This window comes from Nocardioides pakistanensis, assembly GCF_054781215.1.
Genome location: NZ_BAAGUV010000014.1, coordinates 1 through 24,095, shown reverse-complemented (window position 1 = coordinate 24,095; position 24,095 = coordinate 1). Strand labels below are relative to the sequence as shown.

Genomic DNA, 24,095 nt, shown 5'->3' with positions numbered 1-24,095 from the left:
CTACCGGGCGCCGGCGTAGGTGAGGTCCCCGCGCAGCAGGCCGCTGTCGGCGAGCGCCTCGGCAGGGTCGGCGCCGGTGGCGACGATCCGGTTGTCGGCGTCGACGAAGACCACGCTCGGCTTGTACTCCCGCGCCTCGGCGGTCTCCATCTGCCCGTAGGCGATCAGGATCACCAGGTCGCCGGGCTGCACGAGCCGGGCGGCGGCGCCGTTGATGCCGATCACCCCGGAGCCACGCTCGCCGGCGATCGTGTAGGTCTCCAGCCGGGCGCCGTTGGTGATGTCGACGATGTGCACCAGCTCGCCGGGCAGCAGGTCCGCTGCGTCGAGCAGGTCCTCGTCGACGGTCACCGAGCCGACGTAGTGCAGGTCGGCCTGCGTCACCGTGGCGCGGTGGATCTTGCTCTTCATCATCGTGCGCAGCATTAGTCGTTGCTCCCTGCTCGGCCGCCCAGGGTCAGGGCGGTGTTGTCGATCAGACGGGTGTTGCCGACCCGGGCGGCGATGAGCAGCCGGGCAGGTCCTTGTGCTGGCGCCGGCCCGAGGTCCGGCGCGGCCAGCTCGAGGTAGTCGAGGTCCACGCCGTGCGCGTCGCGGAGCACGGCTCGGGCGGCCCCGAGGGCGTGCTCGGCCGGGGGGCGGCTGCCAGTGGGCTCGGCGAGCTCCTCGCCTGCCTCGCGGCCGGCCGCGAGCGCGCGGGACAGCGCCAGGGCGGACACGCGCTGCTCCTCGTCGAGGTAGCGGTTGCGCGAGGACAGCGCAAGCCCGTCGTGCTCACGCACGGTCTCCACGCCGACCACCTCGACGCTCATGCACAGGTCGGCGACCATGCGCCGGATCAGCACGAGCTGCTGGTAGTCCTTCTCGCCGAAGAATGCCAGGTCCGGCCCGACCAGGCCGAACAGCTTGGCGACCACGATCAGCACGCCGCGGAAGTGGGTGGGCCGGCTGGCCCCCTCCAGCACCGTCGCGACCGGGCCGGGCTCGAGGGTGACCTGCGGCTCGCCGTCGGGGTAGACCTCGTCGACCGTCGGCGCGAACACCACGTCGACACCCTCGGCGGCACAGACCTCGAGGTCGGCGTCGAAGGTGCGCGGGTAGCGGTCGAGGTCCTCCCCCGGCCCGAACTGCATCGGGTTGACGAAGATCGACACCACGACCGCGTCGCCGCGCTCGCGCGCGGCCCGCATCAGCGTCGCGTGCCCCTCGTGCAGCGCCCCCATCGTCGGCACGAACGCCACCTTGCCGCCGCGGGTCCGGACGTCGGCCAGCGCTGCGGCCAGGTCGGCCCGGGTGCCCGCGACGACGGGGCGGCGTACGGCGGGCCCGACGACGGCACTGTTCGGCGCGTTCACGCGCCCCGTCCGCCACGGTCAGTGCTGGTCGAGACCCCACCGCTGGTCGAGCCCACCCCGGTGGTCGAGCCCGTCGAGACCCGGCCGCTGGTCGAGCCCGTCGAGACCCCACCGGTGGTCGAGCTTGTCGAGACCTCGCCTCCGACCGCCTCGTCGAGGATCCGGAAGATCTTGGCGCCGCGGATGGGCAGCAGCCGCCCGTCGAGCATCGCCCGCTCCGCGGTGGCGCGCGCCATCGCGACATAGGACTGCAGCGTCGACGGCGAGCTCTCGGCGATGTCGACGAGGTGGGCGCGGACGGTGTTCACGTCGCCGCGCACGATCGGGCCGGTCAGCGCCGCGTCGCCGTACGACAACGCGTTGTCGAGCGCGGCACCGAGCAGCGGGCGGAGCGTCGCGGCGGGGTCCTCGGCCCCGGACTCGCGGAGCAGGTCCATCGCCTGGGAGACGAGCGTGACCAGGTGGTTGGCGCCGTGGGCGAGACCGGCGTGGTAGAGCGCGCGGCGCTCCTCGGGCACCCAGATCGGGGAGCCGCCGAGGTCGGCGACCAGGGTCTCCGCGAGCGCGCGGGTGTCGTCGCCGGCGGTGACGCCGAAGACGCAGCCGGACAGGCGGCCGAGGTCGATCCCGGTGCCGGTGAAGGTCATCGCCGGGTGCATCGCGAGCACGTGCGCGCCGAGGTCGGCGGCCGGCTGCAGCGCGGCGAGCCCGTGCTTGCCGGAGGTGTGCACGACGTACTGCCCCGACCGGATCGCACCGCTCGCGCTCAGCATGTTCACGACGTTCTCGAGCATGTCGTCGGGGACGGTGAGCAGCAGCAGGTCGGCGGCGCGGGACACCGCGGACGGCTTGAGCACCGGGACGCCGGGCAGCAGCGCCTCGATCCGCGCGCGCGACGCCGGCGACTCACCGGCGACGGCCACGATCTCGTGGCCCGCGGCGCGCAGTGCGGCCGCGAGGACGGCGCCGACACGACCGGCGCCCACAACCCCGATACGGGTCATCTCGAACTCACCTTTCGTTCCAGTCCCCAGGTTTCGGGGTACCGGACGGTTTGCTGGGCTCGTGCGCCCTCAACGGTACGTCGCTGGGCGGACCGGGCGATACGTGGCCTCGGTCACAGATCTACCCCCTGTCCCGGTCCGCGTAACCTGACCGGCATGACCGGCCCGATCAGCCTGGGCATCCCGCCGATGCCGCCGCCGACCACCGACCCGCCGTGGAAGACGGCCTGGGACGCGGCGTTGTACGGACCCGGCGGGTTCTTCCGGCGGGAGTCGCCGCGGGCGCACTTCCGCACCTCGGTGCATGCCTCACCGCTGTTCGCCCGGGCGCTGGTCGACCTCGCCCGGCGGGCCGGCCTGGACACGATCGTCGACGTCGGCGCCGGACGCGGCGAGCTGCTCGCCGAGGCGCACCGGATCGACCCGTCGCTGACCCTGCTCGGCGTCGAGGTCGCAGAGCGTCCGGTCGAGCTGCCCGGGTCGATCGACTGGTCCCCGGCCCTGCCCGTGGAGGTCGACGGGCTCGTGGTCGCCAACGAGTGGCTCGACAACATCCCCTGCCACGTCGTCGAGGTGGACCCGGAGGGCGTGCCGCGCGTGGTGCACGTCGACCCCGCGACCGGCCGCGAGACGCTCGGCGCCCGGCTCACCGACCGGGTCGTGCCGGCGGGCCTGGCCGCGTGGTGCGAGCAGTGGTGGCCGCTCGACGGCGCCGAACCCGGCTCCCGGGTCGAGGTCGGCACCACCCGCGACGAGGCCTGGGCCGACGTGGTGAGCCGGGTCACCAACGGGCTCGCCGTCGCCGTGGACTACGGGCACACGGCGGCCGACCGGCCGGTGTTCGGGTCGATGCGCTCCTACCGCGACGGTCGCGAGGTCGACGTACTCCCGAACGGGTCGCGTGACGTGACCGCCGACGTCGCGGTCGACGCGGTCGCGGCGCGGGTCGGCGGGACCGTCGTACGCCAGAGAGACGCGCTGCACCGGCTCGGGGTCGAGGGCCGCCGACCCGACCTGGCGCTGGCCACCAGCGACCCACAGGGCTACGTCCGCGCGCTCTCCGCGGCGGGTGAGGCCGCCGAGCTCACCGACCCGGTCAGCCTCGGCGGGTTCTGGTGGGTGCTGACGGCTGCGGGCGGTCCCGCACGGGGTGCTGTGGGGTGGCTCACGCAGTCGGTTTGAGCCGGTTCCATCCGGGGGACAAAGGGCTTGTGCGCTCGCTCACCCGGAGTGGGCAAGGTAAAGGGAATTCCCGTAACGTCGATGCCCATGCCCTGGACCTACCGGCCTGCTCTCGATGGACTGCGCACCATCGCGGTCTACCTCGTCGTCCTCTTCCACGCCGGCCTGGCCTGGGCCGCCGGCGGGTTCATCGGGGTCGACCTGTTCTTCGTGCTGTCGGGGTTCCTGGTCAGCAGCGTGATCCTCAGCGAGCTCGACCGCACAGGCCGTCTCGACATCGGCCGGTTCTACGCCCGACGCGTCCGCCGGCTGCTGCCCGCGGCGGTCGTGGTGATCGTCGCGACGGCCACGGTCTTCCTGCTGATCACACCGCTGGCCCGCCGGCTGCCGCTGGTCGGTGACGCGCAGAGCGCCCTGCTGTACGTCGCGAACTGGAACTTCCTGTTCAAGCAGCAGGACTACTTCGCCTCCGGAATCGACGAGAGCCCGTTCCTGCACTTCTGGTCCCTGGCGATCGAGGAGCAGTTCTACCTGTTCTTCCCGCTGCTGCTGGTCTTCCTCTTCCGCCGTTCCGCCAAGCACCCCCGGTTGATCCCGGCCGTCGTCGGCGGCCTCCTCGCCGCATCCCTGGTCTCGCAGCTGGTGTGGGCACAGCTCAACGTCAGCTGGGCCTACTACGGCACCGACGCCCGGCTCTACCAGATGCTGGCCGGGGTGCTGCTCGCCCTCGGCATGCGTGCGCTCGCCGCCCGGCCGAGCGTCCGGCCCACCGGCCGGGCAGGTGGCGTGGTCGCGGGCGTCGGGCTCGTCAGCATGCTCGTGCTCGGCAGCGGCCTGCTCGAGCTGACCCCGTCGTGGCGCGGCATCCTCGCCACCGTCGCCTCGGTCGCGCTCGTCGGCGGCATCATGCTCAGCGAGGACGGCTTCCTCTCCCGGCAGCTGTCGCGGCACATCCCGGTCTTCCTCGGCAAGGTCTCCTACGGCACGTACCTCTGGCACTGGCCGGTGATCCTGGTGCTGACCGAGGTGCTCGAGATCAAGCCGCTGACCGTCGCGGCGCTCGCGATCGGCCTCAGCACCGGACTCGCGGCCCTGTCGTTCCAGGTGCTGGAGACCCCGATCCGCAGCGCGCAGGCGCTCCACCCCTTCCGCTGGCAGACCGCCCTGGTCGGCCTCACCAGCAGCGCCGCCGTCGCTGCGCTCGTGGTGCCGGTCGTGCTCAGCTCCGAGCGCACCCCGCGTCTGGCCTCGACCGCCGTCGCCTCGGTGCCGGTCGCCTCGGTGATGCCGGAGCCGAGCGAGGCAGCCCTGCGTGACTCCGACGTCCGCGAGGTCAGCCGCGCCGACCGCAAGGCGCCGGTGCCGAGCGGGATCGACTACGAGAAGCTGATGAAGGAGCCGGACGACTACCCGCCCTGCACCCCCGAGGACCCCGACGCCTGCGTCCTCGTGAAGGGCTCCGGCACGCACATCGCGCTGGTCGGCGACAGCCACGCCGAGATGCTGATCGCGATGTTCAAGAAGCTGGCGCAGGAGCACGACCTGACCCTCTCGGTCAACGCCGTCCGCGGCTGCCCGTGGCAGGCCGGCGTGGTCGACAGCGACTTCGACGAGGAGCGCGCCAGGGAGTGCCTCGACAGCCGCGGGCCCTGGTACGACAAGGTGCTGCCCGAGCTCGACCCCGACGTGGTCGTGCTCTCCGCGATGGCTCGCGAGGACGGTCGCTGGAAGAAGCGGCTGGTCCGCGCCGACGGCTCGACCGAGGACGACGTCCGCGAGCTGGTGTTCAACAGCACCAAGGAGACCGTGGAGCAGATCAGCGCCCAGGGCCGCCGCGTGGTGATGCTCAACAGCCTCCCGCTGACCGGCAACCGCGATCCGCTGGAGTGCCTCTCCGCGGCGGAGACCCTCGAGCAGTGCTCCGTGCCGATCGAGGAGCAACCGGCCAGCGACACCTTCTACGAGACCGTGGCGTCGCTCTCGGACAACGTCTACACCGCCGACGTCGCCGACGTGTTCTGCGACGGCGCGCCGCTGTGCCTGCCGGTCGTCGACGACATCGTGGTGTGGAAGGACAAGCTGCACCTGACCGAGGACATCGTCGTGCACCGCCGCGAGGCCGTGTGGCGCCGCCTCAAGCAGAGCGGCGTCCTGCGCGGCATCTGACCCCCCTCCTCCTCCCTTGTAACGCGGGGTTATGGACGCTCCACACGCGGCATACGCCGTGCGATGCGTCCACAGCGCTGGGGAAGTCGGACCTGTGGCCCTCAGCGCGCGTCGGCGTCGAGCTGCCTGCGCGCCCAGGCGGTCATCGCCACCTCGACGTCGAACAGCCGGCGGGCCTCGGTGGCGTCACGGTGCTTCGCGCGGGCGGTGACGGGGCCGGGCGGGCTGTCCAGGTGTACGTCGGCCAGCCCGAGCCTGCGCTGCAACGGTCCCTGGGTGAGCCGCACCGACTGGGCCCGGGCCTGCGGCACGGCATGGGTACGACGACCCACCCATCCCTCGCGGGCCACGACGAGCTGCTCGTCGGTGCCGACGCCGAGGTACCGGTACCCGATCGGCGCGAACCACCGGGCCCGCCTCGGCACAGGCTTGAGCTCCACCTCGGTCGGCTCCAGGCCCTGCAGGACGTGCCGGGCCAGCGCGTGCACCACGTCCCGCCGACCGACCGGGAGCACTGCCGTCGGAGGTGCGGCCTCGGACTCCACCCCGGTGCCGTAGCCGGCGATCGACACATCGAGCCGGGCCCAGCCGAACCGGCGCCACATCAGCGGCTCGGTCACCACCACGCCCTGCACCCGCTTCAGCGCGATCGTCTGCCGGCTCAGGTCGAACAGGCCGCGCTTGACCTGGAGGCCGGCCGGGGTCTCCGAGACGGTGAACCCGTAGTTCTGGGAGAACCGGCGGAACATCGACACGCCGAACCCCGCCACGACCGGCAGGATCGCCCCGATGCCGACCCACTCGCCGGCCACACCGAACCCGATCAGCAGCCCGACGATCACCACGAGCATGACCACGGTCTCGCCGGAGTACGCGATCGACTTCAGCAGCATCGGCAGCTCGATCCGCGCCACCACTCGCTCGCTCGCCCCGGTGGTCGAGCTTGTCGAGACCCCGCCGGTGGTCGAGCTCGTCGAGACCCCGCCGGTGGTCGAGCCTGTCGAGACCCCGCCGGTGGTCGAGCTCGTCGAGACTCCGCCCCCGGTGGTCGAGCTCGTCGAGACCCCATCCGGCCATCCCAGCCCGGTAGCCAGGCGGACCCCGCTGGTCGAGCCCGCGGTGCCCTGAGCCTGTCGAAGGCGATGTCCTGAGCCCGTCGAAGGGGTCGAGACCCCGCTGGTCGAGCCCGCGGTGCCCTGAGCCTGTCGAAGGGTCGAGACCCCGCTGGCCGAGCCCGTCGAGACCCCGGCGAGCTCCGGCCAGCCCAACCCGGTGGGCCGGCCGATTCCCTGGCTCACCCCACCTGCGGCGGCGGCGAGAATCGCTGCGCTCTGCCCGCCCGTCCCGGTCGCCCCGGCCGGCCCGGCCACGCCCGCTCTCGCGGCGCCGGCGCCCCCGAGCTCCGCGCGACGGTCGAGCAGCAGGTCCTTCAGCCGGGCCGCCTCGGCGAGCGGCAGGTACGCCAGCGAACCCTCGCGCGCGTTGCCGCCTGCCACGTCCATGCGCAGCTCGGCGAGCCCGAACAGCCGCGCGACGAACGGCTGCACGATGTCGACCCCTTGCAGCCGGTCGATCCGGATCCGGCGTGACTGCCGAGAGACCACGCCGGTGTCGACGCGAAGCTCGTCGGCCTCGATCCAGAACGTCGTGCGCAGCCACGACGCGAGGCCGTACACCGCCCCACCGATCAGCACGAGCGCGAACATGACCGCGGCGGGCCCGATCTCGCCCTGCGCGACGTCGCGGAACACCGTCGTGGCGGCGGCGACCAGCACGATGAACCCGCGGACGACCGGGGTCAGCGGGGACAGCCGCTGCGGGGGACGCTCGGTCACAGCCCGGCCGCCTGCGACTCCCCGAGCTCGGTCAGCCGGTCCCGTAGGCGAGCTGCGTCATCGGCGGGCAGGCCGGGGATGCGGGCGCTGGTGCCAGGGCTCGCCGTGTGCAGTCGCACGGTGGCGATGCCGTACAGCTGCTCCAGCGGTCCGGCGGTGATGTCGACGTACTGCATCCGGCCGTAGGGCACCGCCACGAGCTCGCGGAACAGCGCCCCGTGCTTGATGTAGAGGTCCTCGTCGCGCTCGGCGTACCCCCAGTGGTGCACGTTGCGGCCGACCAGCCACCACCCCCAGACCGCGAGCGCGACGACCGCCACCGCGGCGGGCACGGTCACGCCGAGTGGGAGCGAGAACAGCCAGGCGAGCACCAGCAGCGCCACGAGTACGACGCCCGCCCAGCCGGCGAGCACGACACGGCGCAGCCGCCTGAGCTGGGGCGAGACCGGCTGCCAGGTGTTGCCGGGGGGCGCGAAGAGATCGTCCATCGCCGCCAAGGCTAGCGATGGCCCGTTCGGGCGGCTCCGGACTGACCCGTCGGGGGCATCGGCTGCTGCCGAGAGGCCCCCGAACGGGCCCGAGAGGCACCGAAGACACGATTCGGCGAACAGAACGCGGGGCTCGGGGTGATCCTCGTAGTAGTTGGCCCTCGCGGAGATAGCACGTGGGGCTCCTCCATAGGGGGTTCCGGAGCCGATCCCACATCGGCTCCGGAACCGATGGAAGAGCTGCTGTCCCGTCCGAGGGCCGGCGGCGAAACCGGCGCGGTGGGCCCAAACCGGTCACCGCCGTGCCACGATGGGCCGGTGACCGGTCAGCAGCACGAGCAGATCACTGTCGGCATGGGCGCAGGCGCAGCCGGGTTCGGCTACGAACGCGGCGGCGGCCCGGGCATGGCCACCCAGGACATGATCCTCAACATCGGCCCGCAGCACCCCGCCACACACGGCGTGCTCCGGCTGCAGCTGACCCTCGACGGCGAGCGGATCGTCCACGCCGAGCCGATCATCGGCTACATGCACCGCGGCGCGGAGAAGCTGTTCGAGGTCCGCGACTACCGGCAGATCATCGTGCTCGCCAACCGGCACGACTGGCTCTCGGCGTTCTCCAACGAGCTCGGCGTGGTGCTCGCCGTCGAGCGGATGCTCGGCATGGAGGTGCCGGAGCGCGCGGTGTGGCTGCGGACCCTGCTCGCCGAGCTGAACCGGGTGCTGAACCACCTGATGTTCATGGGCTCCTACCCGATCGAGCTCGGTGCGATCACACCGATGTTCTACGCCTTCCGCGAGCGCGAGACGATCCAGCAGGTGATGGAGGAGCTCTCCGGTGGCCGGATGCACTACATGTTCAACCGGGTCGGCGGCCTCAAGGACGACATCCCGGCCGGCTGGCTCGACCGGTGCGGCGAGGCGGTGCGCGCCGTACGCTCCCGGATGCCGCAGATCGAGGACCTGATCTTCGGCAACGAGATCTTCCAGGCCCGCACCCAGAACGTCGGGATCCTGTCCCGGGAGCTGATCGACGCGTACGGCGTCTCCGGGCCGATCGCGCGCGCCTCCGGCGTGGACTTCGACCTGCGCCGCGACGAGCCCTACCTGGCGTACGGCGAGCTGGTCACCGACGGGGTGATGCGCGTGCCGGTGCGCACCGAGGGCGACGGCTACGCGCGCTTCGGCCTGCTGCTGGACCAGGTGCAGGTCTCCCTCGACATCGCCGAGGCGTGCATCGACCGGCTCCGTTCGCTCGACCGCGGCCCGATCAACGTGCGGCTGCCGAAGATCCTCAAGGCACCCGAGGGATCGACGTACGCCTGGACGGAGAACCCGCTCGGCATCAACGGCTACTACCTGGTCTCGCGCGGGGAGAAGACGCCGTGGCGGATGAAGCTGCGCACGGCGTCGTTCAACAACGTGGCCGTGCTGCCCGAGTTGCTGACGGGCTGCGTCGTGGCCGACATGGTGTCGATACTAGGCTCGATGTTCTTCGTAGTCGGTGACGTCGACAAGTAGGAGCATCCCGTGACGGTCCGAGTCCAGCCCACAGCGCAGGTCGCGGAGTCCGCGACGGTCGGCGACGGCACGTCGGTGTGGGAGCTGGCCCAGATCCGCGAGGACGCCCGGCTCGGCGCCGGGTGCGTGATCGGCCGCGGCGCGTACGTCGGACCGGGTGTCGTCATGGGCGACAACGTCAAGCTGCAGAACTACGCGCTGGTGTACGAGCCCGCCGAGCTCGGCGACGGGGTGTTCATCGGCCCGGCCGCGGTGCTGACCAACGACGAGTACCCCCGCTCGGTCGACCCCGACGGCAAGCTCAAGCGTGGCGGCGACTGGGAGGCGGTCGGCGTGAAGATCGGCGAGGGTGCCTCGATCGGGGCCCGCGCGGTGTGTGTCGCACCGGTCCGGATCGGTCGCTGGGCGATGGTCGCCGCGGGTGCCGTGGTGACCCGCGACGTGCCCGACTTCGCGCTGGTGGTCGGTGTGCCCGCCCGCCAGATCGGCTGGGTCGGCCGCGCCGGGATGCGCCTCGAGGCCGCCGACAGCGAGGGCACCTGGACCTGCCCCAAGACCGGCTCGCTGTACCGCGAGGAGCGCGCCCCCGACGGCTCCGTCCAGCTCGTCGAGCCGGGGCGCTAGGGCGCCGGGCCGGGCCCGCACCGCTGGACTCGACAAGCTCGACCAGCAGATGGCGCCCGGGTTTCGACTAGCTCGACCAGCGGAGACCAGCCGGGTCTCGACAAGCTCGACCAGCGGGGGCCGGCCGGAGACGCCACGTGCCCGAGCGGGGCTCTGTCGCCTCCCAGGCACGTCAGAGCTGCCACTCGGGCACGTGAGGGGTCCGGCCTGAGATCAGTGCTCAAGGCCTGGAGAAGCGTCGCCGGCCGGGCTCGACAGGGGTTCCGGGCCCGGTCGGCGACGGTGCGCGTGTGCCCTCCAGGCGGGTGGAGAGCACACGCGCGTCGTGGGGCGCCTCAGTCCTCGGAGTCGGTGTCCTCGGAGGCAGGGCGCTTCTCGGCCGACTTGGCCTGGCCGTCGGTCTTCTGCTCGGCCGACTTCGCCTCGCCGTCGGTGCGCTTCTCGGCCGACTTGGTCTCGCCGGTGGTGGGCTCGTCGTCACCCTCGGTCGGCTCCTCGCCGGACTCGGTGTCGTCGCCGTCCTCGGCGGGCTTGCCCTGCTGGTGGTTCTCACCGGCCTTGCTCTTGCCGCCGGAGGCGTAGCCGGAGACGGCCGCACCCTTCTCGACGCCGGAGGTCTCCTCGCTCTTCGCGAGCTCGCGGACCGCCTCACCCTTGCCGTTCGACTCGACGTCCTCGGAGCCGTCGTCCACGACAGCGGGGGCGTCGACGACGTCCTCGGTGCCCCCGGTGGTGGAGTCGTCCGTGGTCTGGGTGGCCTCGTCGGTGGACTCGGTCTCCTCGGCGTCGTCGGCCGACTTGCCACGCTGGTCGGGGTTGCCGGCGGCGTTCTCGTCGGCACCCGGCACGGTGACACCGACCTTGGTCAGCATCTCGCTGGCCTTGTCCTGGGCGGCACCGGGCAGCGACCCGGTCGCGGCGGCAGCGACGCCGCCGGTGAGCAGGACGCCGGCACCGAGCGCGGCGGCGAGTGCGGTCTTGGCCGGAGTGATGGGGGAACGCAAGAGTGACCTCCCAGTGGTCTGCTGCGACGCACGGAACGCGGCGAGCGCCTCCTCCTCCCCCGGCACGGGGCCGGTCTCGGTGGGGGCGGCTGCAGCCGCGAGCAGCGCGGCCACGCGCTCGTCGAGCGGGTGGTCGTCGTGTGGGCGTCGGTGATTGTTCAACATGTCACTCCGTTACCGATCCGCGCTTCGAATGCGTTACAGCCCCCGCGCCCGAACCGCCGGGTGCGGGCCCGAGCAGCTCGGCGAGCCGCTTGAGGCCGCGGTGTGCGGCGACGCGTACGGCGCCCGGCCGCTTGCCCACGACCTTCGCCGTCGCCGCGACGTCGAGCCCGGCGACGTACCGCAGCAGGACGATCTCCGACTGGTCCTTGGGCAGCCAGCCGACCAGGGCGAGTGCCGCCTCGGTGGAGAACATCTCCTCCACGTCGAGGGCGACGTCGGCGCGGCCGGGGCGGGTCTCCAGCAGCCGGGTGGTGTCAGCGGGCACGGGCGTGCGGACCGCCTTCCGTTGTGCGTCGCGCAGCCGGGCGTGGGCGATTGTGAACACCCAGCTGCGCCAGCAGGCCTCGTCACCCTTGAACCGGGGCAGTCCCTTGAGCACGCTCACCCAGGTCTCGGCCGCCACGTCCTCGGCCAGCGCGCCGCCCAAGGTGCTCAGGTAGCGCAGCAGCGATGGCTGCACGGAGCGGAAGAGCTCGACGAAGCATGCCTCGTCACCGGCCTTCGCCCCTGCGAGTCGCTCGGCGAAATCCGTCGCCATCGGTCACCGCCCAACAACTTTCCCGAGAGACTCAAGTGTGCAAGGCGGACATATACCCCAGGAGGTCCACCCGCTAAACCGACGCATCCGGACTCAGGCCTCGTCGATGGCCTCGTCGATGGCCTCGTCGATGGCCTCGTCGGCGCTCTCTCCGGTGACGTCGTGCGCCCCGCGGTCCTCGAGCGCGAGGCCGCCGAGCGGCTCGGTGGACCAGCGGGCCAGCTCCCAACCGCTCTCGGGATGGCCGTCGAGCACGCTCATCCCGGTGTTCATCAGCCGCAGCTCGGTGGCGACCTCCGGGTCGAGCTTGGCGGCGAGCGCGGTGTAGACCCGGATCGCGGCGCCGTGGCTGAACACCACGACGGTGTCGTCGGCATCGTGCTCCACGGCGATGGTTCGCAGCGCGGCCCCGTAGCGGCCGATGAACTCGTGTCCCGTGGTGCCGCCCGGCAGGCCGTGGTCGAGGTCGCCCTGCATCCAGCGAGCCACGCAGCCGACGTAGGCCTCCACGGCGTCGGTGTCGGATTGCAGCTCGAACGCACCCGCCGGGATCTCCTCGAGCCCGGCCCGCACCGAGACGTCGAGCTCCCGCACCTGCGCGAGGGGCTCCGCGGTGAGCTGCGTGCGGACCAGCGGCGAGGCGTAGATGCCCGCGATCGTCTCGCCGGCGAGCACGTCTGGAATCGCCTTCGCCTGGGCCTGTCCGAGCGCGGTCAGGCCGGCGCCGGGAAAGGCCGTGTCGAGCGCCCCGGCCACGTTGTTCGGGGTCTGTCCATGACGGATGAGAAGCAGGCGCACCGGCCGATCGTACGTGCGCCGGTTTCCCCGCCCACCGGTCGGCTCCGTTCGTACGATGGCGACATGAGTGGCAACAAGAAGTGGAGCGACCTGTCGTCGGGGCAGCGCAAGGCCCTGCTGGCCGGGATGGCGGTCGAGCTGGTCCTGACGACCTGGGCCGCGCGCGACCTCCGGCGCCGGCCGGCAGCAAGCGTCCGTGGCCCGAAGGCACTGTGGGGAGCGCCGTTCGCGGTGCAGCCGTTCGGCCCGCTGGCCTACTTGGCGTTCGGGCGCCGGTGAACTGAGCCCGGCGCCGCTGCGGGGCCCGGAGGGGTCAGCCGGCGCTTCGGCGGAGGCGACGCAGGGCGGCGCGCGCCACGTCGCGCGTCGGCAACGGGCCCACCTCGATCGCCAGTGCCCGACCCTTCGGGACTCGACCGACCCGGACCTCGTGCGGGCGCCCACGGTGCCAGAACCGTGCGGTCTGCTCGTGGGCCGGCGCGGGCAGGCGTACGTCGAACACGCCGGCGTCGAGCTCCCCGCACAGCACCAGCCGCCACGGGCCGGGACCGGATGACGCAACGGCACCGAGGTCGACGACGATGTCGAGGGTGAGCCCGTCGCCGGTCACCTGCACCGGGGTCACCGCGACGGCAGAGGGCGCGGGCGGACCGGCCTTGCCGACGGGGCCGGCCGACCCGAGCCGGCCGGCCTTGCTGACCTGGGCGGCCGAGCCGAGCGGGCCACCTGGCCCCACCGGATCCAGCCGCCCGGAGAACGCCGCAGCGGCATCGGCCCCGGTCACCGGCAGGCGCACCTCGACGTGCAGCTCGTCGTCGTGGACCCGCACGTCCCCGAGCCGGGCGAGCTCACCGAGGCGACCCGAGACACCGACCGGCGCCATCCGGAACAGCCGCTCGGGCAGGTCCGCGCGCCCGAAGCCGGGCAGGACCGCCAGCGCGTGTCCCTCGGCGAGGTGGATCACGTCGGGTGCGGTGCGGCCGTCACGGACCAGCTCGGTGAGCAGGTCGAGATCCTCGCGTCGCGCGGCGGACACGCGCAGCCGCGGCGAGACGGGGAGCTCGTCGAGCATCTCGTCGGTGAGCCACAGGTCGGCCATCCGACGTACACCTGCACACACGGCGCGCTGAGCCGACTCCGGGGAGTCCAGCAGGTCCTGGCGCAGCAGCCGCGGGATCTCCCAGGCGAAGTGTCGGGTGAGCAGGGTGTCGCGGTGCGGACCGGGCGGGACCAGGTCGGCGACGGCCTGCATCATCGCGTGGATGTTGTCGACGCGGTCCTCGTAGGGCGTCTTGTAGGAGATGTTGCTGCGGTCCTCGCGCTGCACGGCGTAGTAGCAGGTGTAGTCGGCGAGCACCGAGATCCGGCGGGCGTGCACGCAGGCGGCGAGCGTGAACGGCTGGTCGCTGCCGAACGGCATGTCCTCGCGGTAGCGGAGCCCGAGTCGCTCGATCAGCTCGCGGCGGAACAGCTTGGTGTTGGCCATCGCCCAGCGCAGCTTGGGGCCGTACACGTCGACGTCGACCTGGTTGCCGTCCGCGAAGAGCCCCTGGTGCACGCCGCGGCCGTTGACGCCGACCATCTTGCCGACCACGACATCGGACTCGTGCTCGTCGGCGAAGGCGACCATCCGCTCGAGCGCCTCGGGCCCGAGGTAGTCGTCGGAGCCGAGGAAGAACACATAGCGTCCGGTCGCGACGTCGAGCGCGCGGTTGCTCGGCGCCGCCGGGCCGCCGGAGTTCGGCTGGTGGATCACCCGGATCACACCCGCGTGCTGCTCGGCGTACTCGTCGAGCACCCGGCCGCTCTCGTCGGTGGACCCGTCGTCGACGGCGACGACCTCGAGCCGGTCGTGGCCGATGCTCTGCTCAAGCAGCGAGTCCAGACACCGCAGCAGGTACGGCATGGTGTTGTAGACCGCGACGACCACGGTCACGTCCGGAGTCGTCATCGGGTCCTTCCGAAAGCGCCGCGGGAGATCCCCGCGCTTGCCTGCCGTCTGGGCGGGTTGATACTAACAGCGAGCCTTTCCCGCACCCTGAGCCTTGAGGAGCCCCCATGCCACCGGCCGAGAACGTCGCCGTGCTCCTCGCCGGCGGGGTCGGCGCGCGCGTGGGACTCGACATCCCCAAGCAGCTGATCAAGATCGCCGGCCGCACGATCCTCGAGCACACGCTCGCGGCGTTCCAGGACCACGACGTGGTCGAGGAGATCGTGATCATGATGGCGCCGGGCCACCTCGACGCGGTGCACGCGATCCTGCGCGACGGCGCGTACCCGAAGGTGACCGCGGTGCTCGAGGGCGCCGAGACCCGCAACGGCACCACGCTGCGTGCGCTGGAGCACCTCGGCGAGCGGGACTGCAAGGTGCTCTTCCACGACGCGGTCCGTCCGCTGGTGACGCCGCGGATCATCGGGGAGTGCTTCGAGGCGCTCGACCGGTACGACGCCGTCGACGTCGCGATCCCCTCGGCGGACACGATCATCGAGGTCGACGAGGCGAACACGATCAGCGCGATCCCGCCGCGGGCCTCGCTGCGCCGCGGGCAGACCCCGCAGGCCTTCCGCGCGTCGGTGATCAAGCGGGCCTACGAGCTCGCCGGCGCCGACCCCGACTTCGCCGCGACCGACGACTGCGGTGTCGTGCTGCGCTACCTGCCCGAGGTGCCGATCTGGGTGGTGCCCGGCGACGAGCGCAACATGAAGGTCACCGAGCCGATCGACGTCTACCTCGCCGACAAGCTCTTCCAGCTGACCACCCAGGACCTCCCGGGCGGGCCGCGCACGGAGGCGGAGTACCAGGCTGCGCTGGCCGGGAAGACCATGGTCGTCTTCGGCGGCAGCTACGGCATCGGCGCGGACATCGTGAAGCTCGCCGCGGAGCACGGCGCGCACGTGCACGCGTTCAGCCGCTCCAGCACCGGCACCCACGTCGAGCGGCGGGCGGACGTCGCCGACGCGCTGGCCGAGGTGCTGGCCGAGCGCGGGTCGGTCGACTTCGTGGTCAACACCGCGGGCGTGCTGCCGCGCGGGGATCTGGTCGACTCCTCGGAGGAGACCGTCTACGCCGCGACCGAGATCAACTACATCGCGCCGATCCTGATCGCCCAGGAGTCCTTCCCCTCGCTCGCGGCGAGCCAGGGCGGCCTGCTGTTCTTCACCTCCAGCTCCTACACCCGCGGGCGCAGCGGCTACAGCCTGTACTCCTCGGCGAAGGCCGGCGTCGTCAACCTCACCCAGGCGCTCGCCGACGAGTGGGCGGGATCGGGCGTGAAGGTGAACTGCCTCAACCCCGAGCGCACGCGCACCCCGATGCGTTCCAAGGCGTTCGGCGAGGAGCCGGCCGAGACGCTTCTCGACTCGGTCGCCGTCGCCCGCTCGGCGCTCGACATCCTGCTCTCCGGGGAGACCGGTCACATCGTCGACTTGCGCAAGACCGACCCGAGCATCTGGGCCGACGAGTAGCCCCTTTCCCCTTGTAACGCGGGGTTATGGACGCTGAACACGCGGCATGACGCTGGTGATGCGTCCACAACGCGTGGGGAGTACGACGCGCAGCCCGGTGCTCGTCGTACCGCTCAGGACCCGGGCGGGGGACCGAAGAACGCCCGGACGACGCGCTCGGTGGCGTGCCCGTCCTGCCAGCGCTGGTAGGTGTCGAGGAAGGTCTCGATCGCCGGCCCGTGCTCGGCGGCGAGTCGGTCCAGGTCTCGCAGCGCGTCGACCACCTCGGCGGCGTCGGACAGCCGCGGCCCGGGCGCGGTGCTCCGGTAGTCGTACAGGAACCCGCGGACCGGACCGGAGTACACGTCGAGGTCGGGCACCAGGAACACCATCGGCCGCCGGGTCAGCGCGAAGTCGAACCGCAGCGAGGAGTAGTCGAGCACCGCGGCGTCGGCGGCGAGGATCAGGTGGTTGACCTCGGGGTAGTCGGTGACGTCGATCAGCCGCCGCGACCGGCCCAGCCGCTGCGCGCCGGAGGAGTGAAACCGGTGCCCGCGCATCAGGAACACATAGTCGGGCCCCAGCGCCTCCGAGGCGGTCTCCAGGTCGAGGTGCTCGGCGAGCTCGGCGGAGCGGTGCGCGGTGGCGAGGTGGTCCCGGAAGGTCGGCGCGTAGAGCACCACCTTCTGGTCCGGAGCGATGCCGAGCCGCTCCCGGGTCTCCCGTCGGACCTGCTCCGCCTCGGGCGAGACCAGCAGGTCGTCGCGCGGGTAGCCCTGGTTGTGGATCGGCCCGTCGTAGGCGTACTGCTCCCGGTAGTGCTCGTCCATCTCCGGCGACGGCGTGAGGATCAGGTCCCACTTGCGCATCGTGCGGTCGAGCTCGGCCTGGATCTTGCGCTCGGGGAACCGCTTGGCCCGCCACTGCACGAGCCCCATCGACTTGGCCGGGTAGCCGTGGAAGGTCTGCAGGAACCTCTGCCCCGGCTGCTTGACGAACCACTTGTCGAACTCGATGTTGTTGACCAGGTACGTCGCCCTGCCGAGCACGTCGTGCCAATCGCGGGTGCGCATCACGACCGGCACCGCACCCTCGGGCAGGTCGACGGAGAGGTCGGCCACGCCCCAGTACAACGTCAGGTGCGGGTAGTGCCGGTGCAGGTGCTCGTGGATCGCCCGCGCGCTGTCGGTGGCCGTCTGACCGGTGTAGGCCTGGAAGTACACGGCGTTGGAGTCCAGCACGTGCTGCTTGGTGAGGTACTCCTCGTGCAGCAGCCGCTGCGCCCGCGGGCCCACCTCGTCGTCGGCCTGCGGCGCCTGGAGGTGCAGCGCGAGCCGGTGTCTCGGGGTCTGCCGCACGCGGATCCTCAGCGTCGGTCCGAGCAGGTTGACCGGGGTGCGGGTGACCAGCTCCTCGTCGGTGCCCACCACCTCGGTCATGCCGTCCGGCGTGGTCAGCGCGAACCGGTAGATCCCGCTCGGCGCGGTGGTGGTGCCGAGGCCCCATTCGTCGCAGGTGGTGGGGATCCGGACGGTGGCGGTCCGGCCCTCCTGTGCGGCGATCGTGCCGGGCAGGGTGACGCGTACGTTGACCAGCGCCAGCGACCAGTCGGTGGGTGGCCGACCCAGCCACCGCAGGTGTACGACGATCTCCTCACCGTCGAGCTCGACGCCGGTGACCACCGCCCGGTGTGCGACCTCGTGCACCGCCGCGTGGCCGTCGCGGGAGCGGCGCCAGGCGACCTCGCCGACGTCGTCGCTGATCCAGCCGTCCGCAGGGGCTGCCGGGAACGCGATCGGGAGTTCCGTCCCGTCCGCCGTGGCTGCCCGCACCTGCCACTCAGGGTCCTCACCGTCACGGTTGCCGAACCCGATGTCCGGCAGCGGCACCTCGAACCCGTTGCTGGTCGAGCCTCCACCGCTGGTCGAGCCCGCCCCGGTGGTCGAGCTCGCGGTGCCCTGAGCCCGTCGAAGGGTCGAGACCTGGACCTCGACCACCTCGCCCGCCCTCGGTCCCTCGAGCCGTCCGCGAACCGTGCGCCCCTCGACTTCCGCATCGGCCAGCACGACCGCCGGCTCGGCGACCTCGATGACGACCCCGTCGCGACCGAGCGGGCTCGGCCCCCACAGCCTGCCGTGCGCGAGCCGGCGTGGCCGCTTCCCCACGACGCCGTTGAGCTCGCGGTGGTTGATCGTCCCGGAGCGCGTGATCCCCTTGTAGGCAAGGGAGATCTCGACCCGCCACCGCGTGGCACCGAGCAGCGAATCGGCCCTCGCGATCAGCGTGAAGCCACCCTGGTCGTGGCCCTGGAACCGCTCACGAGCAAAGCGCGTGACCTCCAGATCCGGTCTGTGCTCTACGTCCAGCGAGACGCGGTCGCCGGCGTCGGAGACGAGAACCGCCGTCAGCTCGGGGCGCTCGCCACCGTCGTCGACCAGGGTGGCGTAGGCGAACACATCCAACGCGAGCGTCTCGGCATCCACGAAGCGGACCATCCGCAGCGAGGCGACCAGGGGTGTCTCGTCCTCGGTGAGCTCCAGCCGGTCCTCCGGCAGTGGGACCGAAGCGTCGCCGTGCGGCCAGACGGTCGCGTACACCCGGCCGCCGCGCACCTCGGTCGGGTGTCCCGGACCCTCCCAGCGCCGGCGGTGCAGGAACTCCTCCAGCCAGTCGCGCCGCCGCTGCTCGACGAACCACAGCTTGGTCCGCGACTCCCACGGCAGGCCGGCGCGATGCTCGGCTCCCTCATCGATCAGCGGACCGAGCGCCTCGCAGAGCGCCTGCCACTGCTCGTCGGTGGCCGACTCCACCGCGTCGACGTAGCTGATCGCCTCGGTCTTGAGGAAGGCCGCCAGCCACGTCCGTCGTACCGGCGCGAGGTCGGGGGCGCGCAGCAGTTGGTCGGTCTCGGCAAGGGAGGCGAGCCAGTGCTCGACGCCGTCCATGACCGTCAGCACCTGCCCGAACGGCAGGCCGGCACCCGGGTCAGCGGCCTCGCAGACGGACCCGGGCAGCAGGTCGATCGCGCTGGCGGTGACGAGTGCGCGCGTGACGACCGCGCCGAGCCCGGCCAGTGGCGCGGCAGGCAGCGACGGGGTGACGGAGTCCCAGAACCCGCGCCGGAACAGCTTGTTGCCCCACGCGGAGTCGGTGACCAGCTCAGGCGTTGCGGCAACAGTTGTGCGGCTGCGGTCGGGGTGGCGTACGCCGGGCAGGTCACCCTCGCGATCCAAGCCGCCGACGGCCAGGTCCGAGCCGGTGGACTCGAGCCGCTCGACCATCGACGCGATCGCGCCGTTGGCGAGGGTCTCGGAGGCCTCGAGGAAGAGGACGCACTCCCCCTCCGCTCGATCCAGCGCGGCGTTTCGGGCCTCGCCGATCGTCTTGAACGCCTCGTCGCGGCCGTACCGCACCACGTGGGTCTCCACGGCGTCGTAGGTCTGCGAGTCGATGCTGCGCAGACACGCCTCGACGAGCTCCCGCTGCTCGTCCGCGACAGTGACGATCACGTCCACGACGGCGCTGGGAGTCGAGCCAGGGAGGCGGCGCAGACCCCGGCGCAGCCGGTCAGCTGCCTTTCCGGTCCACCGCATCGCTGGGTCCTCGCTGTCGCCGTCGGGTCGGGCTGGCCGATCCCGCATGCTACCCGCGTCCGAAGGATGTCAGCTGACGTCGTCGATGGGGCCGACGAAGTACGCGGTCTCGCCGGAGAAGTCGGGGTCACCGCAGCTGGACTCGATGTAGAACTCCTGGTCGGCGTACGCCTTCTCGATGTAGTACTCGTCCACACCGAACTTCGTCGAGCCCGGGAAGATCTTGCCGCCCAGCTCACGGTAGTGGTCGCCCGCCACCGGCGACAGCGCCTCGTCGTCGCTGCCACTCGTGGCGTGCAGCTGTCCGGGGCAGCCCATCGGGTCGAACGGCTCGGAGTACGTCTCGGGGACGGTCACCTCGTACTTCAGCACGAACCGGGTGTCATCGGGGTTGGCCACCCCGCAGCTCCCGTCCCCACAAAAGTCGTCGGTGGCTCCCCAGGGCTCGACCCGCTCGACGCTCATCTTCAGGGTGATGCCCGAGTCCCAGGTGTAGCTGCCCCCGTCGAGAGGCAGGCTCTCGAAACCGCCACCCTCCTCCTCCGCGGGGTCCGTGCCACGTTCGGCTGCGTCCACCTCGGTCGCGGGCGGCTCCTCCCCGGAGGCGACCGCTACCAGGCGGTCGACCGCGACCTCAGCGAGCGAGCCGATCATCGAGGAACCACCGTCGCCGAGGTCACTCACCCCGACCATCGTGAGGTGGTTGTCGACGCGCGCGACGGTGAACCAGAGCCCCATCGGAAGCTCGAAACCTTCGGACTCGATCGACCCCGTGCCAGAGAAGTTGATCTGATCGTCAACGTCGGTGGTGACCTTCGCGTCATCGAGGGTCAGATCCAGGGTCATCGTGGCGCCGTCCTCGTCGGTGTGCTCGATGCGGTCACAGCCCTCCATCTCGGAGCGGAACCGCTCGAACGCATCAGTGAGCTCACCGGTCTTCGCATACGACGAGACAGCGCTGAAGACGACAGGCAGCCCCATCTCATCGTCGAACTCGTAGTCGACCTCCGCCTCCGTGTCGGCTTCCTTCTCCTCGAGGTCGCCGAGGGCGGTGAGACAGCCCATGTCGGTCAGGTCGTCATTGTCATCTTCATCGTCGGGCGCGACGCGATACTGCTCGCCGAGATTCTCCTCGCTGAGCAGCGCCTCCTCGGCCTGCTGTTGTGTGAGGACCTCAACCTCATCGACCTTGCCGCCACTCGAACCTGTGCCGCCACACGCGGCGAGCGAGAGCAGCAGCCCCGCCGACACGGCGGCGGCGGCGCGGCGCCCGAGGGGTCGGACGGTCGTCAACGGTCGAGGCATTGGTCCCCATTCGAGGTGATTCGGACACGGCAAGTCTGCCGGTATCCCCTCGCACGCGGACCATGCCCCACACACGGCGATGCCGGACCGCCACTGTGGGGAGGGCGGCCCGGCACCACGTTCTTCGGTGGTCGAGCTTGTCGAGACCCGACCGGTGGTCGAGCTCGTCGAGACCCGAGCTCGACAAGCTCGACCGACGGGACTACTGGTGGATCCTCAGGTGGGTCCGCAGCAGCGTGGTGTTTCCGGCCATGTCCTTGACCTTCATCACCAGCGTGTAGCGGCCCGGTTCGCAGAGCTTCTTGTCGAGGTCGGTGCCGTTCCAGTACCTGGTCACCAGACCCTTGCCGACGAGCTTCGGACCGAACTGCTTGACCAGCTTGCCCTCGTGCCGGATCAGGAAGGTGGCGAACACCTGCTCGCTGGTCCGCATCCGGAGCATCAACCGGTCGTGGTCACCGAGGTCGAGAACGAACGGTCCCTTGCCCATGCGCCGGTGGATCATCGCCGGCGTGTGGTCGTAGAGCGTCGTCGTGTCGGCCTTGGCCGGCGCCTTCTCGACGTTGCCCGCGACGTCGGTGGCCACCGTGTAGAACTGGTAGACCCCTTCACCCGCGGACGCGGTGTAGCGGAACTTGCCGTCGATCCGGTCGGCACTATCGACCGCGACCTTGCTGTACGACGCCGCACCCGGCGCCTTTACGAACAGCTCGACCTTGGCTAGGCCCGAACCCGCGGACTCGTCCTTGGCGGCGTAGTGCACCCTGAAGGACTCGTGCCGCGCGACCTTCGGCGACCTCGCCTTCGACACCGGAGCGGTCAGGTCGGTGATGACCGGGCCCGCCTTGGTGTACTCGGTCACCGCATCCGGCGTAGCCGGAACGGCCTCGATGTTCCCGGACTTGTCGGTCGCCACCGTGTAGAAGGCGTAGTCACCTTCCACGCCACCGGAGTCGAACGCGAACTTCCCGTCCAGGCTCGTGGTGTCGACGCCCGCGGAGACGTAGGTCGTCGCGCCGGGCTTCTTCACGAAGAGCTCGACCTTGCCCACACCCGAGGAGTTGTCGGTCGCGGTGTAGGTGACCTGCCAGGTCGCCGCGGTCGAGACCGCCGGGGCCGACGCCTTCGAAACCGGAGCCGTCGTGTCCGACGGAGACGGCGGAGGCGGAGGCACGGCCTTCGCGGTGAGCTTGATGAGCTCCCAGCCACCCTCGGGGTAGGCATCGGTCTTGTCGGTCATCAGGTTCATCGGGTTGGCGGAGCCGATGTAGAGAGCATCGGAGTCGCCCAGCATCGTGCGCACGCCGTAGTTGAGGTAGTTGCCCACACCCTCGAGGCTCTCGGGCACTGCCTTGCTGCCCGGGGCCGGGAAGCGCCACAGGTCCGCACCGGACTTGATCATCGGGATGGACGCGATCAGGTTCGCCAGCGTCGGGAAGAGGTTGTCGCTCTCCTGCAGCGCGGTCACCTCAGGCTGAGGCTCGTCGAGCATGTCCTCGATCAGGTAGGTGTAGTCCATCGTGCCGACGAACATCTGCCCGTTGTAGACGCTCATCGTCCAGGTGTAGTTGTTGAACGGAGTCCCGAACCCGGACGCGCCGTACGAGCCGCCGCCGGTCGGGGTGCCCGCGTGGCCACCGGTCGGCTTCTGCGACCAGGTGCCGGTCTCACCGTCGAACGCCCACTCCTGCGCGTCCCCGTAGAGAACCTCGATCGGGGTGTCGGTCTTGCCGTCGGTGAAGTTGTCGCCGCGGAAAATCACGATCGCCCGGTTGGCCCGGATGTAGGCCTCGACACCCATCTCGTCGGGGTACTCCTCGCCGTAGGTGGCGCTGAGCTCGGCGAGCGCGGTGCCCGGGACGTGCATGGTGCCCCAGTACAGCTGGCCGCCGTAGGAGACCAGCGCGCCGCCGCCGTAGTGGCTGCCGATGATCGGGTCAGGGTCGTAGTCGGCCGTCGACCAAACCTTCGTCCAACCGTTGAGGTCCGCAGCCTTGAGCATGTGGTCGCTGCCGAACAGCGGGCTCATCCACACGCCTGCGGGGGCCTCGTCGGTCACAGTCTCGGACTCGCAGCACGGCCAGGTCGCGACGAACAGCCGTCCGTCGTGCTCGGCCAGCTCCGCGCCCTCACCGTCGATGTAGCCGACGTTCTCGAACTGGAACGGGTCCGTTCTCGAGCCCGTCCAGCGCATGATCATGCCGCCGCCCTTGGGGTGCTCCGTGCTCGGCTTCACCGCGACGCCGGTGTAGAGCTCGCCGTTGACGAGGACCCACTTCCGGATGTTGGTGTACTGCGCGAAGCTCGTCGAGCCGAGGTACGCGCCGGTGGTGTCGTCGAAGGCGAAGATGTTGATCCCGCCGGTGTACGCCGGCCCCGCGAAGAAGACGACGCCGTCAGCCGCGCCGGCGGAGCGGATACCGAGCGTCCCGCCGAACTTCGTGGCATCTGCTGTGGAGACCCGGCTGTTCAGCTTGGTCTGGACACCGGTCACCTCGTCGTACATGAAGATGTCCGGAGGCACGAAGTTCTGGTCGGGGTCACAGACGTAGGAACTGGTCTCGACCGGGTTGTTCTGGCCGAGATAGCCCGACATCACCAGGCAGTGGATGTTCGGGCCGGTGCCCCACCACAGCCGGTGGTTCGCGGACTTCGCGAGGCCCCAGACGTAGGCCTGGTTGACCTTCAGTGTGCCCTCACGGGTCACGGTAGTCTCGCCAACGGTGAACGTCTTGGTCGGGCAGGTGCCGTCGGGGTCGATGGCCCCCATCGGCACGTCGGTGCCGTAGTAGCAGCGGTCCGGCGTCGCCTTGGCGAGCACATTGCGCTGGAGCGTCTGCACGCTCTCGCTAGCCGGGTCCCGGAGCGGGTCCGGCGTCAGATCTGCCTGGGCGAGGCCGGCGCTTCCGAGCACCAGCGTCCCAGAACACACGACGACCGCGGCCCGTCTGACCCGGATTCGCAGGTAGGTGTGCGGCTCGCCGGGGTGTGAACGCAACAGATGCCTTTCAGA

18 protein-coding genes are annotated in these 24,095 nt (G+C 71.0%); 6 read left to right on the top strand and 12 right to left on the bottom strand.

All coding sequences use genetic code 11. The annotated features are described in order from the left end of the window. From panD to ACYVIH_RS06400, 3 genes are read right to left on the bottom strand one after another with little or no spacing between them, the layout of a single operon-like run. Positions 1–426 carry an aspartate 1-decarboxylase gene (gene panD / locus ACYVIH_RS06410; RefSeq protein ID WP_460867301.1) on the bottom strand — a complete coding sequence of 142 codons (426 nt, stop codon included), beginning with the start codon at positions 424–426 and terminating at the stop codon, positions 1–3. Continuing rightward, entirely contained in the window at positions 426–1,355 is a 930-nt protein-coding gene (panC, locus tag ACYVIH_RS06405) for a pantoate--beta-alanine ligase (protein WP_460867299.1), read from the bottom strand. The genes panD and panC overlap by 1 nt, the downstream gene beginning before the upstream one ends. Beyond that, positions 1,352–2,359 carry a Rossmann-like and DUF2520 domain-containing protein gene (locus ACYVIH_RS06400; protein ID WP_460867297.1) on the bottom strand — a complete coding sequence of 336 codons (1,008 nt, stop codon included), beginning with the start codon at positions 2,357–2,359 and terminating at the stop codon, positions 1,352–1,354. The genes panC and ACYVIH_RS06400 overlap by 4 nt, the downstream gene beginning before the upstream one ends. A 156-nt stretch (positions 2,360–2,515) precedes the next feature. Between ACYVIH_RS06400 and ACYVIH_RS06395 the strand changes: the two genes are divergently transcribed. Together ACYVIH_RS06395 and ACYVIH_RS06390 are read left to right on the top strand one after the other, a co-directional pair. After that, on the top strand, positions 2,516–3,541 hold the full coding sequence (locus ACYVIH_RS06395) for an SAM-dependent methyltransferase (RefSeq protein WP_460867296.1): 1,026 nt from the start codon (positions 2,516–2,518) through the stop codon (positions 3,539–3,541). A gap of 87 nt (positions 3,542–3,628) precedes the next feature. After that, a complete protein-coding gene (locus ACYVIH_RS06390; RefSeq protein WP_460867294.1) occupies positions 3,629–5,707 on the top strand; it encodes an acyltransferase family protein in 2,079 nt (692 codons plus the stop codon). 101 nt (positions 5,708–5,808) lie between these two features. Here the strand turns inward: ACYVIH_RS06390 and ACYVIH_RS06385 are convergent, their stop codons facing one another. Further along, entirely contained in the window at positions 5,809–7,542 is a 1,734-nt protein-coding gene (locus tag ACYVIH_RS06385; RefSeq protein ID WP_460867291.1) for a PH domain-containing protein, read from the bottom strand. Beyond that, positions 7,539–8,030, bottom strand: a complete 492-nt coding sequence (locus ACYVIH_RS06380) for a PH domain-containing protein (protein WP_460867290.1) — start codon at positions 8,028–8,030, stop codon at positions 7,539–7,541. Before ACYVIH_RS06380 ends, ACYVIH_RS06385 begins: the two co-directional genes overlap by 4 nt. A 318-nt stretch (positions 8,031–8,348) precedes the next feature. Here ACYVIH_RS06380 and ACYVIH_RS06375 point away from each other — a divergent pair, with 318 nt between their 5' ends. Together ACYVIH_RS06375 and ACYVIH_RS06370 are read left to right on the top strand one after the other, a co-directional pair. Beyond that, the gene (locus ACYVIH_RS06375; protein ID WP_460867288.1) at positions 8,349–9,551 is read left to right on the top strand and encodes an NADH-quinone oxidoreductase subunit D; all 1,203 of its coding nucleotides are present in this window, start codon (positions 8,349–8,351) and stop codon (positions 9,549–9,551) included. 9 nt (positions 9,552–9,560) lie between these two features. After that, positions 9,561–10,175, top strand: a complete 615-nt coding sequence (locus tag ACYVIH_RS06370; protein WP_460867286.1) for an acyltransferase — start codon at positions 9,561–9,563, stop codon at positions 10,173–10,175. A 335-nt stretch (positions 10,176–10,510) separates the two neighbouring features. Here the strand turns inward: ACYVIH_RS06370 and ACYVIH_RS06365 are convergent, their stop codons facing one another. The 3 genes from ACYVIH_RS06365 to ACYVIH_RS06355 all read right to left on the bottom strand — a co-directional run bounded on the left by ACYVIH_RS06365 (position 10,511) and on the right by ACYVIH_RS06355 (position 12,740). Further along, positions 10,511–11,344, bottom strand: a complete 834-nt coding sequence (locus ACYVIH_RS06365; protein ID WP_460867284.1) for a hypothetical protein — start codon at positions 11,342–11,344, stop codon at positions 10,511–10,513. A gap of 1 nt (position 11,345) precedes the next feature. After that, positions 11,346–11,942, bottom strand: coding sequence for an RNA polymerase sigma factor (locus tag ACYVIH_RS06360; protein WP_460867281.1), 597 nt, complete (start codon positions 11,940–11,942; stop codon positions 11,346–11,348). 93 nt (positions 11,943–12,035) lie between these two features. Continuing rightward, positions 12,036–12,740 (bottom strand): histidine phosphatase family protein, encoded by a 705-nt coding sequence (locus tag ACYVIH_RS06355; protein ID WP_460867279.1) that lies wholly within the window; start codon positions 12,738–12,740, stop codon positions 12,036–12,038. 63 nt (positions 12,741–12,803) lie between these two features. Here ACYVIH_RS06355 and ACYVIH_RS06350 point away from each other — a divergent pair, with 63 nt between their 5' ends. Continuing rightward, entirely contained in the window at positions 12,804–13,019 is a 216-nt protein-coding gene (locus ACYVIH_RS06350) for a PLD nuclease N-terminal domain-containing protein (protein ID WP_460867277.1), read from the top strand. A 34-nt stretch (positions 13,020–13,053) separates the two neighbouring features. On the opposite strand, the gene ACYVIH_RS06345 is transcribed toward ACYVIH_RS06350, so the two are convergent. Then, positions 13,054–14,691: a glycosyltransferase family 2 protein gene (locus ACYVIH_RS06345; protein ID WP_460867274.1), complete on the bottom strand. Its 1,638-nt coding sequence runs from the start codon at positions 14,689–14,691 to the stop codon at positions 13,054–13,056. Between the two features lie 107 nt (positions 14,692–14,798). Between ACYVIH_RS06345 and ACYVIH_RS06340 the strand changes: the two genes are divergently transcribed. Further along, positions 14,799–16,205, top strand: coding sequence for an SDR family NAD(P)-dependent oxidoreductase (locus ACYVIH_RS06340; protein ID WP_460867272.1), 1,407 nt, complete (start codon positions 14,799–14,801; stop codon positions 16,203–16,205). 113 nt (positions 16,206–16,318) lie between these two features. On the opposite strand, the gene ACYVIH_RS06335 is transcribed toward ACYVIH_RS06340, so the two are convergent. The 3 genes from ACYVIH_RS06335 to ACYVIH_RS06325 form a co-directional block, all read right to left on the bottom strand. Continuing rightward, positions 16,319–19,777 (bottom strand): bifunctional glycosyltransferase/CDP-glycerol:glycerophosphate glycerophosphotransferase, encoded by a 3,459-nt coding sequence (locus tag ACYVIH_RS06335; RefSeq protein WP_460867270.1) that lies wholly within the window; start codon positions 19,775–19,777, stop codon positions 16,319–16,321. Positions 19,778–19,846: 69 nt separating this feature from the next. Then, complete coding sequence (locus ACYVIH_RS06330) at positions 19,847–21,082, bottom strand: hypothetical protein (RefSeq protein ID WP_460867268.1); 1,236 nt, start codon at positions 21,080–21,082, stop codon at positions 19,847–19,849. A 202-nt stretch (positions 21,083–21,284) separates the two neighbouring features. Next, on the bottom strand, positions 21,285–24,080 hold the full coding sequence (locus tag ACYVIH_RS06325) for an Ig-like domain repeat protein (protein ID WP_460867266.1): 2,796 nt from the start codon (positions 24,078–24,080) through the stop codon (positions 21,285–21,287). Between the last annotated feature and the right edge of the window lie 15 nt (positions 24,081–24,095).